The following is a 14,579-nucleotide window of genomic DNA, read 5'->3' on the forward strand; positions in this document are numbered from 1 at the left end:
ATACCTTGGCTTATTGATTTCGGAAGGTCGATGGCAATGCAGCCGCCTGGGTATCGGCCTGGTAGCCGCCCCCCAGCGCCTGCATCAACTGGATCGACAGGTCGATCTGTTCGGCGTTCAATTCGGCCAGCTGGCGCAACCGGCAAGGCTCAGTGCCAGCACCAGCAGCGTCATACCGGTACGAAGCGGTTTCATTGGGCCTCCAGCCGTTGTGCGGCCACGGTATCGCCGGCACCGAGCAAGACTTTGGCGAGGATTTTTTCCAGCGTTTGCAATTCATCCGGTGCCAGCACGCCAACCAGCTCGTTCATCGCCGAGGCGCCGATCTGCGGCAGTTGCTCGGCCAGTACATGGCCGTCCGGGGTCAGTTCCAGGCGCACCTGGCGGCGGTCCTGCGGGCAACGGCTGCGCACAATCAGGCCTTTGTGCTCAAGGCGATCGAGCATGCGCGTCATTGAACCGCTGTCCAGGCTGAGGAAGCGGCACACCTCGGCTGGGGTGTCGACCCCGTACTGGGCGACGATGATCAGCACCTTGAACTGTGCGGCGGTGATGCCGAAGGCCTGCAGGTGGCTGTCGAGAATGCGGTCCTTCACCAGGGCGGCACGCCCCAGGAGCATGCCAATGGTGCAGGTCTGGAAGTTTTCCGGAGTGTAGTGCTGCATGAAGGGAGATACCTGCTTAGGCAGTGAGATGCCGCAGATATTACTGCTCAGACAGCGAATGCCCAAGCATTAATTAGCTTGCTTACTATTTAGTCGACAAAAGGCGGGCTCGTGGCCCGCACTGCTTTCAGGCTGGCACGCCGCTATGAAAGCGGAATTCGACGTCCGGCGTGATGATCAGCTCGGCCTCCACCTCACGCACGCGCTCAACGGTACGCTCCACATCCGCCGCCTCGCCGTACTGGTACGCAAGTTTCAGGTAGCCCTGGTAGTGGCGCGCTTCGCTCTTGAGCAGGCCGTGGTAGAACGTGCCCAGCTCCTCGTCCAGGTGCGGCACCACGGCGGCGAAGCGCTCGCAGCTGCGCGCCTCGATGAATGCCCCCACCACCAGCGTATCCACCAGCTTGACCGGCTCGTGGGAGCGCACCACCTTGCGCAGCCCCGAGGCATAGCGGCCCGCCGACAACGGCCGCAGCTCGATCTTGCGCCGCTTCATCAGGCGCAGTACCTGCTCATGGTGCACCAACTCCTCGCGGGCCAGGCGCGACATCATGTTGATCAGGTCGGCATGCGTGTTGTACTTGGCAATCAGGCTGAGCGCGGTGCTTGCGGCCTTGAACTCGCAGTTCTTGTGGTCGATCAGCATCGTCTCCTGGTCGGCCAGTGCAGCATCGACCCAGGCATCCGGGGTGCGGCAGGCGAGGAAGGCTTCGATTTCGGGAATAAGGGACATTAGGCTCACAAACGGGCATGGGGTGTCGACAAGACCGGCGATTATACCGGCGGCGGTGCCGATCACCAGTGACTATGCTTGATACATATCAACAACTGCCGCACCCGGGGCGCCGACTATAGTCAGGCATCGCTTGCCATTGCCGAAGGAGTTCTCGCTCATGTCCATTGAAGTTCGCAGCATACTGGTGGTGCTCGACCCCGACCACGCCCACAGTAAAGCCCTGACCCGCGCCAAGCTGATCGCTGGCAGTACCGGGGCTCGCCTGCACCTGCTGATGTGCGACAAGAAGCACGACCACAGTGCCCTGCTCAGCCTGCTCGCCAGCCAGTTGCATGACGACGGCTTCAACAAAGTCACCCATGAGCAGATCTGGCACGACACCCTGCACGAGTCGATCATCGATGTGCAGCAAGCCGAAGGCTGCGAGCTGGTGATCAAGGAACACCGCCCCGACAATCCGCTGAAAAAGGCCCTGCTGACCCCTTCGGACTGGAAACTGCTGCGCGAATGCCCGTGCGCGGTGCTGATGGTCAAGACCGAACGGCCGTGGACCGGCGGCGTGATCCTGGCGGCGGTGGACGTGGGCAACCACGATGAACAGCACCGCAAGCTGCACACCAGCATCGTCGATCACGGCTATGCCATCGCCAGCCTGGCCAAGGGCGAGCTGCATGTGATCAGCGCCCATCCTTCGCCAATGCTGTCGGCCGCCGACCCGGTGTACCAGCTCAAGGACACCCTCGAGCGCAAGTACCGCGAGGAATGCGCGGTGTTCCAGGCCGAGTTCGACATCGCCGACGAACGATTGCATGTGGCCGAAGGGCCGGCGGATGTGCTGATCCCGCATACGGCCAGCAAATACGACGCGGTAGTGACGGTGATCGGTACCGTGGCGCGCAAGGGGATTGTCGGCGCACTGATCGGCAATACGGCGGAGGTGGTGCTGGATTCGCTGGAGTGCGACGTGCTGGTGCTCAAGAGCGAGGATCAGACGGTGTACCTGAACGAACTTGCCAGGGGCTGACCGTCATGGCCTCTTCGCTGGCAAGCCAGTTCCCACAGGTACTGCACCGCTCTCTGGAGCAATGACATCCTGTGGGAGCTGGCTTGCCAGCGAAGGGCGCACTACAGCGCCTCAGCCGAGCGCATCGTTGAGAAACCCCGGCGCGATATAGCGCTGGTAATGCGCCTCGGACAGCAGAAAGAATTCCCGATCGATGGCATCGCGCAGCTCGGGCAGCTCCCAGTCGCGAAACTCCGGCAACAGCACCATCCCGTACGCCTCCAGCTCGCGAATCACTCGCGCACCGCGTGCAATCAGCTGGTACGCCCAGCAATACTCGGACTGGTGCGGCACGAAGCGGATCTTGCGCTGCTCCAGCTGCACACGCAGCTTGCCGGCATCGAACACCTCCAGCTTGGCCGCCATCACCTGCACCAGCAGTTGCTCCAGGCGCAGCCATACCGCACGTTTTTCGTCGTCGTTGTAGCCGTTCCAGTGGATCACTTCATGGTGAAAACGCTTGCAGCCGCGGCACACCAGATCCCCGTAAACCGTGGAGCAGAGGCCGACACAAGGCGTTTTAATTGACTGATTGGACATGAAAGATTCAACGGCATGGCGATGGAACAGGCAGCCATGTTAGCCCTTTGTCTAACGGGGGTCACCCCGTAAAGTCGTTGCGCCCGCCTTACCTTCTGCGCATTTTTACCGTAGAATCACTCGGCCTTTTTAAGGCAGTAATGTCCGTTAGAAGCTGTTTTCAAAGCGTCACGAGCACAGTTGATCCGGTAGAACGGCGCTGGCACGGTGTATTCGCCTGTCGAACACACCGCGCCAGGCCCTCATCAGCCTCCGTTCTACAGGCGTAAAACTTTGAAAGCAGCTTCTGTAAGGATTTCCTGCAACCCTGGCTATGCGGCTCAAAAAGCCGTAATGCGCATGGGTGCCGGTTATTCTGGATGAGCGTCCCGGACACCCATTTGGGACCACTGATGAGGGTAATAACTGTGCTTGAAGCCTACCGCAAACACATCGAAGAGCGTGCCGCCCAGGGTATCGTGCCCCAGCCGCTTAACGCCGAACAAACCGCAGGCCTGGTCGAGCTGCTGAAAAATCCCCCTGCTGGCGAAGAAGCAGTCCTCCTCGACCTGATCACCAACCGCGTACCACCGGGTGTGGACGAAGCCGCCTACGTCAAGGCCGGTTTCCTGTCGGCTGTCGCCAAGGGCGAAGCGACCTCCCCGCTGATCAGCAGGCAACGCGCCGTTGAACTGCTGGGCACCATGCAAGGCGGCTACAACATCGCCACCCTGGTTGAACTGCTCGACGACGCCGAACTGGCCGCCGTTGCTGCAGAACAGCTCAAGCACACCCTGCTGATGTTCGACGCGTTCCACGACGTGGCCGAGAAAGCCAAGAACGGCAACGCCCACGCCCAAGCCGTGCTGCAATCCTGGGCTGACGGCGAGTGGTTCAAGAAGCGCCCGACCCTGGCCGACAAGATCAGCCTGCGGGTATTCAAGGTCACTGGCGAAACCAACACCGACGACCTGTCCCCTGCCCCGGACGCCTGGTCGCGCCCTGACATCCCGCTGCACGCCCTGGCCATGCTGAAAATGGCCCGCGACGGTATCGTGCCGGACGTGCAAGGCGCCATCGGCCCGATGAAGCAGATCGAGCAGATGCGCGGCGAAGGCTTCCCGATCGCCTACGTCGGTGACGTGGTCGGTACCGGTTCCTCGCGTAAATCGGCCACCAACTCGGTGCTGTGGTTCTTCGGCGACGACATCCCGTACGTGCCGAACAAGCGCGCTGGCGGTTTCTGCTTCGGTTCCAAGATCGCGCCGATCTTCTACAACACCATGGAAGACGCCGGCGCCCTGCCGATCGAATTCGACGTCTCGAACATCAACATGGGCGACGTGATCGACCTGTATCCGCATGCAGGCAAAGTCTGCAAGCACGGTACCGACGACGTCATCACCACTTTCGAAATGAAGACCCCGGTGCTGCTCGACGAAGTACGTGCTGGCGGCCGTATCCCGCTGATCGTCGGCCGTGGCCTGACCGAAAAGGCTCGTGCCGAGCTGGGCCTGGGCCCGACCGACCTGTTCAAGCTGCCTGAAGCACCGGTCGACACCGGCAAGGGCTTCACCCTGGCGCAGAAGATGGTCGGCAAGGCCTGCGGCCTGCCAATCGGCAAAGGCGTGCGCCCTGGCACCTACTGCGAACCGAAGATGACCACCGTCGGCTCCCAGGACACCACCGGTCCCATGACCCGTGACGAACTGAAAGACCTGGCGTGCCTGGGCTTCTCGGCCGACCTGGTGATGCAGTCGTTCTGCCACACCGCGGCCTACCCGAAGCCGATCGACGTGACCACCCACCACACCCTGCCGGACTTCATCCGCACCCGTGGCGGCGTGTCCCTGCGCCCAGGCGACGGCATCATCCACAGCTGGCTGAACCGCATGCTGCTGCCGGACACCGTCGGTACCGGTGGTGACTCGCACACCCGCTTCCCGATCGGCATCTCGTTCCCGGCCGGCTCCGGCCTGGTCGCCTTCGCCGCAGCCACTGGCGTAATGCCACTGGACATGCCGGAGTCGGTACTGGTGCGCTTCAAGGGCAAGCTGAACCCAGGCATCACCCTGCGTGACCTGGTCCATGCCATCCCTTACTACGGCATCCAGAAGGGCCTGCTGACCGTCGAGAAGAAAGGCAAGATCAACGCCTTCTCCGGCCGCATCCTGGAAATCGAAGGCCTGGACGAGCTGACCGTTGAACAGGCGTTCGAGCTGTCCGACGCCTCGGCCGAGCGTTCGGCTGCCGGTTGCACCATCAAACTGCCGGAAAAAGCGGTTGCCGAGTACCTGAAGTCGAACATCACCCTGCTGCGCTGGATGATCAGCGAAGGCTACGGCGATGCGCGCACCATGGAACGCCGTGCACAGGCGATGGAAGCCTGGCTGGCCAACCCTGAGCTGCTGTCGGCCGACGCCGATGCCGAGTACGCCGAAATCATCGAGATCGACCTGGCCGACATCAAGGAGCCCGTTCTCTGCGCGCCTAACGACCCGGACGACGCTCGCCTGCTGTCCAGCGTTCAGGGCCAGAAGATCGACGAAGTGTTCATCGGCTCGTGCATGACCAACATCGGCCACTTCCGCGCTGCCGGCAAGTTGCTGGACAAGGTCAAGGGTCAGCTGCCAACGCGCCTGTGGCTGTCGCCGCCGACCAAGATGGACGCTCACCAGCTGACCGAGGAAGGCTACTACGGCATCTACGGCAAGGCTGGCGCGCGCATGGAAATGCCGGGCTGCTCGCTGTGCATGGGTAACCAGGCACGCGTAGAGCCGAACTCGACCGTTGTGTCGACCTCGACCCGTAACTTCCCGAACCGTCTGGGCGATGGTGCCAACGTGTTCCTGGCCTCCGCCGAACTGGCTGCCGTTGCCTCGATCCTGGGCAAGCTGCCAACCGTCGAGGAGTACATGGAGTACGCGGCGAATATCGACAGCATGGCTGCCGACATCTACCGTTACCTGAGCTTCGACCAGATCGCCGAGTTCCGTGAAGCCGCTGCGAACGCCAATATCCCGGTCGTTCAAGCGTAAGCTGACTTAGCGTGAAAAAAAGCCCCGCCAATTGGCGGGGCTTTTTGTTGCCCCCCGAAAAGCTTCGCTGGCAAGCCAGCTCCCACAGGGGTTGCGCGAACACCACAAAAACCTGTGGGAGCTGGCTTGCCAGCGAAGAGGCCTTCAGATCACAAACAGGTCCATGAACCGGTGCACCGCAGTCGCCTCAAGCGTCGCCTGATCCTTGCACAAGGCAAGAATCTGCGCCGAACGCTGGGCCGTAAAGCGCGTCGCCAGGTTCGCCTTGAACTTTTCCTCCAGCAACGGGATACCCTGCTCACGCCGGCGCCGATGCCCGATAGGGTACTCCACCACTACCTGTTCAGTGCTCGACCCATCCGCGAAAAATACCTGCACCGCGTTGGCGATAGAGCGCTTGTCGGCCTCCAGGTATTCACGGGTGAAACGCGGGTCTTCGACGATCACCATCTTCTCGCGCAAGCGGTCGATGGTCGGGTGCGCCGCATGGAAGTCATCTTCGTACTGCTCGGCCACCAGGTTGCCGAAAATCAGCGGCACCGCCGTCATGTACTGCAGGCAGTGGTCACGGTCCGCCGTGTTAGCCAGCGTGCCGACCTTGGAAATGATGCGAATCGCCGACTCATGGGTGGTGATCACGATGCGCTCGATTTCATGCAGCCGGTTGCGTACCTGCGGGTGCAGGGTTACCGCCGCCTCGCACGCGGTCTGTGCATGGAACTCGGCCGGGAAGCTGATCTTGAACAGTACGTTCTCCATCACGTAACTGCCGAACGGCTGCGAGAAGCTGAACGCGCGCCGGCCCTCGGGCTTGAGCACCAGATCCTTGTTGGTATGGCTGAACAGCACGTCATAGAAGCCCCACTGCGGCGCCGTGAGCACCCCAGGGATACCCATCTCGCCGCGCAGGGCGATGTCTGCCAGGCGCACCCCACGGCTGGACGCATCACCCGCCGCCCACGACTTGCGCGAGCCGGCATTGGGGGCATGACGGTAGGTACGCAGCGCCTGGCCATCGACGAACGCGTGGGACAAGGCCGCCAGCAGTTGCTCGCGATTGGCGCCCATGAGCCGGGCGCACACCGCCGTGGACGCGACCTTGACCAGCAGCACATGGTCCAGGCCCACCCGGTTGAAAGCGTTTTCCAACGCGATCACACCCTGGATCTCGTGGGCCATGATCATGGCCTCGAGCACCGTGTGCATGCTCAGCGGCGCCTCGCCATTGGCCACGCGTTTTTGCGAGAGGTGGTCGGCCACCGCGAGGATGCCGCCGAGGTTGTCGGAGGGGTGGCCCCACTCCGCCGCCAGCCAGGTGTCGTTGTAATCCAGCCAGCGCACGATACAGCCAATGTCCCAGGCCGCCTTGACCGGGTCGAGGCGGTACGACGTGCCGGGCACGCGCGCGCCGTGCGGCACCACGGTGCCCTCCACCAGCGGCCCGAGGTGCTTGGTGCACTCGGGAAAGCGCAGCGCCAGCAAACCGCAGCCCAGGGTGTCCATCAGGCAGTGGCGCGCCGTGTCCAGCGCCTCCCCGGGCTCGGCCCTGAAGTGCAGGACATAGTCGGCAATGTCCTGCAGAACCCGGTCGTAGTCGGGGCGGTTGTTCAGGTCAACATTGGCACTCATCGTCGTCTCTCTGTTCACTGAGGGTGAAAGGAAAGCCGAGCACCGCTGTGCCTAGAAGGCATCGCCGGGCACGCGTACCCAGCCCTCCATCAGCACGCGAGCGCTACGGCTCATGATTGCCTTGGTCACGGTCCAGTCGCCATTCACCTGCTGTGCCTGGGCGCCGACGCGCAAGGTGCCCGAGGGGTGACCGAAGCGCACGGCGCTGCGCTGGCCGCCGCCGGCAGCGAGGTTGACCAGGGTGCCGGGGATGGCCGCTGCGGTGCCGATGGCCACCGCCGCCGTACCCATCATGGCGTGGTGCAGCTTGCCCATGGACAGCGCGCGCACCAGCAGGTCGATATCGCCCGCTGCCACGGCCTTGCCGCTGGACGACTGATACGCAGCCGGCGGCGCGACAAACGCCACCTTGGGCGTGTGCTGGCGCTGGGCGGCCTGCTCGATGTGTTCGATCAGGCCCATGTGCACCGCGCCGTAGGCACGGATGGTTTCGAAACGCACCAGCGCCTCGGGGTCACTGTTGATCGCCTCCTGCAGCTCGGTGCCTTTGTAGCCCAGGGCCTGGGCGTCGATGAAGATGGTCGGGATACCGGCATTGATCATGGTGGCCCTGAAGGTACCGACGCCAGGCACCACCAGGTCGTCGACCAGGTTGCCGGTGGGGAACATCGAGCCGCCCGCACCGTCTTCGTCGGCGGCCGGGTCGAGGAACTCAAGCTGCACTTCGGCGGCCGGGAAGGTCACGCCGTCGAGCTCGAAGTCGCCGGTTTCCTGTACCTGGCCCTCGGTGATCGGTACATGGGCAATGATGGTCTTGCCGATGTTGGCCTGCCAGATGCGCACCACGGCCACGCCATTGCGCGGGATGCGGCCGGCATCGACCAGGCCGGCACTGATGGCGAACGAGCCGACGGCGGCCGAGAGGTTGCCGCAGTTGCCGCTCCAGTCGACGAAGGCCTTGTCGATGGCGACCTGACCGAACAGATAGTCGACGTCGTGATCGGGCTTGATGCTGCGCGACAGGATTACCGTCTTGCTGGTGCTGGAGGTAGCCCCGCCCATGCCGTCGATCTGCTTGGCGTAGGGGTCGGGGCTGCCGATCACGCGCAGCAGCAGCGCATCACGCGCGACGCCGGGGAGCTGGGCGGCTTCGGGCAGGTCTTCGAGGTTGAAGAACACGCCTTTGCTGGTGCCACCACGGATGTAGGTGGCGGGGATTCTGATCTGGGGTACGTGTGGCATGGGAACCTTGTCCTGTAGTCGTTCAGCACTCTTCAGGCTTACCCCATCCCTTGTGGGAGCTGGCTTGCCAGCGAAGCAGACGCCGCGGCAATAGCACACACCGCGTCGCTGCCTTCGCTGGCAAGCCAGCTCCCACAGGGACCGAGCCAGCCTTGCCTTACTCGATCAAACCGCCACCGACGACGCGAGGAAGTCCTGGGCAAAGCGCTGCAGTACACCGCCCGCCTCGTAGATCGACACCTCTTCGCCCGTGTCCAGGCGGCACGTCACCGGCACGTCCAGGCGCTCGCCATCACGGCGCGTGATCACCAACGTCAAGGTCGCCCCCGGGGTACGCTGCCCCACCACATCGAAGGTCTCGCTGCCATCGATGCCCAGGGTCTTGCGGTCGGTGCCCGGCTTGAACTCCAGCGGCAACACGCCCATGCCCACCAGGTTGGTACGGTGGATGCGCTCGAAACCCTCGGCCACGATCGCCTCGACACCTGCCAGGCGCACACCCTTGGCCGCCCAGTCGCGCGACGAGCCCTGGCCGTAGTCGGCACCGGCCACGATGATCAGCGGCTGCTTGCGCTGCATGTAGGTCTCGATGGCCTCCCACATCCGCGTCACCTGGCCCTCCGGCTCGATGCGCGCCAGCGAACCCTGCTTGACCTTGCCGTTCTCCTGCACCATCTCGTTGAACAGCTTGGGGTTGGCAAAGGTTGCGCGCTGCGCCGTCAGGTGGTCGCCACGGTGGGTGGCGTAGGAGTTGAAGTCCTCCTCCGGCAAGCCCATCTTCGCCAGGTATTCACCCGCAGCGCTGTCGAGCATGATCGCGTTGGACGGCGACAGGTGGTCGGTGGTGATGTTGTCCGGCAGCACCGCCAGCGGGCGCATGCCCTTGAGCGAACGCTCGCCGGCCAGGGCCCCTTCCCAGTAGGGCGGGCGGCGAATGTAGGTGCTCATGGCGCGCCAGTCGTACAACGGATCGACCTTCGGCCCGGTGTCTTCGTGCACGGCGAACATCGGGATGTACACCTGGCGGAACTGCTCGGGCCTGACCGCCGCCTTGACCACTGCATCGATCTCTTCGTCGCTCGGCCAGAGGTCCTTGAGGCGAATCTCTTTGCCATCGACCACACCCAGCACATCCTTCTCGATATCGAAACGGATGGTGCCGGCAATCGCGTAGGCCACCACCAGCGGCGGGGAGGCCAGGAAGGCCTGCTTGGCATACGGATGGATACGCCCGTCGAAGTTGCGGTTGCCCGACAACACGGCGGTGGCGTACAGGTCGCGGTCGATGATTTCCTGCTGGATCACCGGGTCCAGCGCACCGGACATGCCGTTGCAAGTGGTGCAGGCAAACGCCACGATGCCAAAGCCGAGCTGTTCCAGCTCGTCATCCAGGCCGGCCTCCTTGAGGTACAGCGCGACCGTCTTGGAGCCCGGCGCCAGTGACGACTTGACCCACGGCTTGCGTGCCAGGCCGAGCTTGTTGGCGTTGCGTGCCAGCAAACCGGCGGCAATCACGTTGCGCGGGTTGCTGGTGTTGGTGCAACTGGTGATGGCCGCAATGATGACCGCGCCGTCAGGCATCTGCCCCGGCACTTCGTCCCACTGCCCCGCAATGCCGCGTGCCGCCAGCTCGCTGGTGGCCACCCGCGCATGCGGGTTGGACGGGCCGGCCATGTTGCGCACCACGCTCGACAGGTCGAACTGCAGGCCGCGCTCGTACTCGGCATTGGCCAGGCTGTCGGACCACAAACCGGCGACCTTGGCGTAGGTTTCCACCAGCTTGACCTGCGCGTCTTCACGCCCGGTGAGCTTGAGGTAGTCGATGGTCTGCTGGTCGATGGAGAACATCGCGGCGGTCGCACCGTATTCCGGGGCCATGTTGGAGATGGTCGCGCGGTCACCCAGGGTCAGCGCACGGGCGCCTTCGCCGTAGAACTCCAGGTACGCACCGACCACCTTGGCCTTGCGCAGGAACTCGGTCAGGGCCAGCACCACGTCGGTGGCAGTGATGCCCGGCTGCGGCTTGCCGGTGAGCTGCACGCCGACGATCTCCGGCAGGCGCATCCACGAGGCGCGGCCGAGCATCACGTTTTCGGCTTCCAGGCCACCGACGCCAATGGCGATCACGCCCAGCGCATCCACGTGCGGGGTGTGGCTGTCGGTGCCGACACAGGTGTCGGGGTAGGCCACGCCGTGCTCGGCATGGATCACCGGCGACATCTTCTCCAGGTTGATCTGGTGCATGATGCCGTTGCCCGGCTGGATCACATCGACGTTCTTGAACGCCTTCTTGGTCCAGTTGATGAAGTGGAAGCGGTCTTCGTTGCGACGGTCCTCGATGGCACGGTTCTTCTCGAACGCCTGCGGGTCGAAGCCGCCGCACTCCACCGCCAGCGAGTGGTCGACGATCAGTTGCACCGGCACTACCGGGTTGACCTGGGCCGGGTCGCCGCCCATGTCGGCGATGGCGTCACGCAGGCCGGCGAGGTCCACCAGTGCGGTCTGGCCCAGGATGTCGTGGCACACCACCCGCGCCGGGTACCAGGGGAAGTCGAGGTCGCGCTTGCGCTCGATCAGTTGGCTGAGTGACGCATCGAGGGTGGCTGGGTCGCAGCGGCGCACGAGGTTTTCGGCCAGTACGCGGGAGGTGTAGGGCAGCGTGTCGTAGGCGCCGGGGCGGATGGCGTCGATGGCGGCGCGGGCGTCGAAGTAATCGAGCGTGGTGCCCGGCAGGTTCTTGCGAAATTCAGTATTCATGGACGCGGGACTCAATCACGGATAAGTCGGTGGTACGCAGTACCGCTCCCACAAGGATCAGCATGGGTCCCTGCATCGGTACTGCGCGCCAGTCTCAGCGTTGTTCGATTGGCACGAACTTGCGCTGTTCGACGCCGGTGTACTCGGCGCTCGGGCGGATGATGCGGTTGTTGGCACGCTGCTCGAATACATGCGCCGCCCAGCCGGTCAGGCGCGAGCAGACGAAGATCGGGGTGAACAGCTTGGTCGGGATGCCCATGAAGTGATACGCCGAGGCATGGTAGAAATCGGCGTTGGGGAACAGCTTCTTCTGCTCCCACATGGTCTTGTCGATGGCCTCGGACACCGGGTACAGCACGGTGTCACCGACCTCGTCGGCAAGCTTTTTCGACCAGCCCTTGATCACTTCGTTACGCGGGTCGGACTCCTTGTAGATGGCATGCCCGAAGCCCATGATCTTGTCCTTGCGCTCGAGCATGCCGAGGGTGCCGGCGATCGCCTCCTGCGGGGTCTTGAAGCGCTCGATCATCTCCATCGCCGCCTCGTTGGCGCCGCCGTGCAGCGGGCCGCGCAGCGAGCCGATGGCCGCGGTCACGCACGAATACAGGTCCGACAGGGTCGAGGCACACACCCGTGCGGTAAAGGTCGAGGCATTGAACTCATGCTCGGCGTACAGGATCAGCGACACGTTCATCACCTTGACATGCAGCTCGCTCGGCGCCTTGCCATGCAGCAGGTGCAGGAAATGACCGCCCAGGGTGTCCTCATCACTGGTGCAGTCGATGCGCACGCCATGGTGGCTGAAGCGATACCAGTAGCACATCACCGCCGGGAACAGCGCCAGCAGGCGGTCGGTCTTTTCGTGTTGCAGGTCGAAATTCAGCTCCGGCTCCAGGGTGCCCAGCACCGAGGACGCGGTACGCATCACATCCATCGGGTGGGCAGTGACCGGAATGCGTTCGAGCACTTCCTTGAGGGCCTGCGGCAGGTCACGCAGGGCCTTGAGCGTGTGCTGGTACTCGCTCAGCTCGGCCTGGGTCGGCAGTTCGCCATACAGCAGCAGGTAGGCGACTTCCTCGAACAGTGCGTGTTCGGCCAGGTCGCGAACGTCGTAACCGCGATAGGTCAGCCCGGCACCGGCCTGGCCCACGGTCGACAGTGCGGTTTGCCCGGCCACTTGACCACGCAGGCCGGCACCACTGAGTACTTTTGCTTCGGCCATTGGTTTTCTCCACTCTTGAATTTGTTATGGGAAACGGCTGATGACGGTGTGCAGCGGCTCAGCTCTTTTTCTGAGCGAACAGTGCGTCGAGCTTCTGCTCGAACACGTGGTAGTCGATGGCGTCATACAGCTCCATGCGAGTCTGCATGGTGTCGATGACATTCTTCTGCGTGCCGTCGCGACGCAGCGCGGTGTAGACGTTTTCGGCCGCCTTGTTCATGGCACGGAACGCCGACAGCGGGTACAGCACCAGCGATACGTCGACCGACGCCAGCTCGTCGGTGGTGTACAGCGGCGTGGCGCCGAACTCGGTGATGTTGGCCAGGATCGGCGCCTGCACGCGGCTGGCGAAGGTCTTGTACATCGACAGTTCGGTGATGGCTTCGGGGAAGATCATGTCGGCGCCCGCCTCGATGCACGCCGCGGCACGGTCCAGCGCGGCCTCCAGGCCTTCGACGGCGAGTGCGTCGGTGCGCGCCATGATCACGAAACTGTCGTCGGTACGCGCATCCACGGCGGCCTTGATGCGGTCGACCATTTCCTGCTGTGAGACGATTTCCTTGTTGGGGCGATGCCCGCAGCGCTTGGCCCCGACCTGGTCTTCGATATGGATGGCAGCAGCGCCGAACTTGATCATCGACTTGACCGTGCGTGCCACGTTGAACGCCGACGAACCGAACCCGGTGTCCACATCCACCAGCAGCGGCAGGTCGCACACGTCGGTGATGCGGCGCACATCGGTGAGCACGTCGTCCAGCCCGGTGATGCCCAGGTCAGGCAGGCCCAGGGAGCCTGCAGCCACCCCGCCGCCGGAGAGGTAGATGGCCTTGAACCCGGCGCGCCTGGCCAGCAGTGCGTGGTTGGCGTTGATGGCACCGACGACCTGCAGCGGATGCTCGGCGGCAACCGCATCACGAAAACGCTGGCCGGGACTGCTTTTCTGACTCATGACTCACCTCGTGGGCTAGGGGCAGTGGCGTCTTTATAGTGACGCTCGATGTTGCGCTTGGAGGCGCCGATGTGACGGCGCATCAGTAATTCGGCCAGTTCGCCGTCACGCTCGGCGATGGCATCGAGAATCCGGTGGTGTTCGGCGAACGCCTGGCGAGGCCGGTTGGGCGTGGCGGAAAACTGGATGCGGTACATGCGCACCAGCTGGTACAGCTCGCCGCAGAGCATCTGCACCAGGGTGCGGTTGCCGCTGCCCTGGATGATCCGGTAATGAAAGTCGAAATCGCCTTCCTGCTGGTAATAGCCCACACCCGCCTGGAACGCGGCGTCGCGCTCGTGGGTGTCGAGCACCCGGCGCAGGTCGTCGATCTCGGCTACGCTCATGCGTTCGGCCGCCAGGCGACAGGCCATGCCTTCGAGGGACTCGCGAATCTCGTACAGCTCGATCAGTTCGGCGTGGCTCAACGACACTACCCGAGCCCCGACATGCGGCACCCGCACCAGAAGGCGCTGGCCTTCCAGGCGGTGAATGGCCTCGCGCAGCGGGCCGCGACTGATGCCGTAGGTGCGCGCAAGCTCGGGCTCGGAGATCTTGCTGCCCGGGGCAATCTCGCCCTTGACGATGGCGGCCTGAATACGCCGGAAGACGTTTTCGGACAGGGTTTCCGAATCTTCCTGAACCGCGACGGTGGCCTGGGCTGCGTCCAGCATATTGTCGACACCTTTAAAATCAATACGACCAAAACTAGCCAAAAAT

The 14,579-nt window shown here is 63.5% G+C and carries 11 protein-coding genes and 1 pseudogene; 2 read left to right on the forward strand and 10 right to left on the reverse strand.

From position 1 onward, the window contains the following. Positions 1–10: 10 nt before the first annotated feature. From KUO17_RS26675 to KUO17_RS13775, 3 genes and pseudogenes are all read right to left on the reverse strand, one after another. A pseudogene (locus KUO17_RS26675) lies at positions 11–136 on the reverse strand (hypothetical protein); the annotation flags it as partial. Between the two features lie 55 nt (positions 137–191). Further along, on the reverse strand, positions 192–665 hold the full coding sequence (locus KUO17_RS13770; RefSeq protein ID WP_217976098.1) for a MarR family winged helix-turn-helix transcriptional regulator: 474 nt from the start codon (positions 663–665) through the stop codon (positions 192–194). Between the two features lie 127 nt (positions 666–792). Further along, on the reverse strand, positions 793–1,398 hold the full coding sequence (locus tag KUO17_RS13775) for a MiaE family protein (protein WP_217976099.1): 606 nt from the start codon (positions 1,396–1,398) through the stop codon (positions 793–795). Between the two features lie 160 nt (positions 1,399–1,558). Here KUO17_RS13775 and KUO17_RS13780 point away from each other — a divergent pair, with 160 nt between their 5' ends. After that, a complete protein-coding gene (locus KUO17_RS13780; RefSeq protein WP_217976100.1) occupies positions 1,559–2,425 on the forward strand; it encodes a universal stress protein in 867 nt (288 codons plus the stop codon). 111 nt (positions 2,426–2,536) lie between these two features. Here KUO17_RS13780 and KUO17_RS13785 read toward each other — a convergent pair whose 3' ends face one another. Continuing rightward, positions 2,537–3,004 carry a DUF1289 domain-containing protein gene (locus tag KUO17_RS13785; protein WP_217976101.1) on the reverse strand — a complete coding sequence of 156 codons (468 nt, stop codon included), beginning with the start codon at positions 3,002–3,004 and terminating at the stop codon, positions 2,537–2,539. Between the two features lie 407 nt (positions 3,005–3,411). Between KUO17_RS13785 and acnB the strand changes: the two genes are divergently transcribed. Next, entirely contained in the window at positions 3,412–6,021 is a 2,610-nt protein-coding gene (gene acnB / locus KUO17_RS13790) for a bifunctional aconitate hydratase 2/2-methylisocitrate dehydratase (RefSeq protein WP_217976157.1), read from the forward strand. Positions 6,022–6,165: 144 nt separating this feature from the next. Here the strand turns inward: acnB and prpD are convergent, their stop codons facing one another. The 6 genes from prpD to KUO17_RS13820 form a co-directional block, all read right to left on the reverse strand. After that, positions 6,166–7,650 carry a 2-methylcitrate dehydratase gene (gene prpD / locus KUO17_RS13795; RefSeq protein WP_217976102.1) on the reverse strand — a complete coding sequence of 495 codons (1,485 nt, stop codon included), beginning with the start codon at positions 7,648–7,650 and terminating at the stop codon, positions 6,166–6,168. A 51-nt stretch (positions 7,651–7,701) separates the two neighbouring features. Continuing rightward, a complete protein-coding gene (gene prpF / locus KUO17_RS13800; protein ID WP_217976103.1) occupies positions 7,702–8,892 on the reverse strand; it encodes a 2-methylaconitate cis-trans isomerase PrpF in 1,191 nt (396 codons plus the stop codon). A gap of 165 nt (positions 8,893–9,057) precedes the next feature. Then, complete coding sequence (gene acnD / locus KUO17_RS13805; protein WP_217976104.1) at positions 9,058–11,649, reverse strand: Fe/S-dependent 2-methylisocitrate dehydratase AcnD; 2,592 nt, start codon at positions 11,647–11,649, stop codon at positions 9,058–9,060. Between the two features lie 94 nt (positions 11,650–11,743). Then, positions 11,744–12,871 (reverse strand): bifunctional 2-methylcitrate synthase/citrate synthase, encoded by a 1,128-nt coding sequence (gene prpC / locus KUO17_RS13810; RefSeq protein WP_217976105.1) that lies wholly within the window; start codon positions 12,869–12,871, stop codon positions 11,744–11,746. A gap of 58 nt (positions 12,872–12,929) precedes the next feature. Continuing rightward, complete coding sequence (gene prpB, locus KUO17_RS13815) at positions 12,930–13,820, reverse strand: methylisocitrate lyase (RefSeq protein WP_217976106.1); 891 nt, start codon at positions 13,818–13,820, stop codon at positions 12,930–12,932. Then, on the reverse strand, positions 13,817–14,533 hold the full coding sequence (locus tag KUO17_RS13820) for a GntR family transcriptional regulator (protein WP_217976107.1): 717 nt from the start codon (positions 14,531–14,533) through the stop codon (positions 13,817–13,819). Before KUO17_RS13820 ends, prpB begins: the two co-directional genes overlap by 4 nt. Positions 14,534–14,579 lie beyond the last annotated feature (46 nt).

This window comes from Pseudomonas aegrilactucae, assembly GCF_019168305.1.
Classification (GTDB): Bacteria; Pseudomonadota; Gammaproteobacteria; order Pseudomonadales; family Pseudomonadaceae; genus Aquipseudomonas; species Aquipseudomonas aegrilactucae.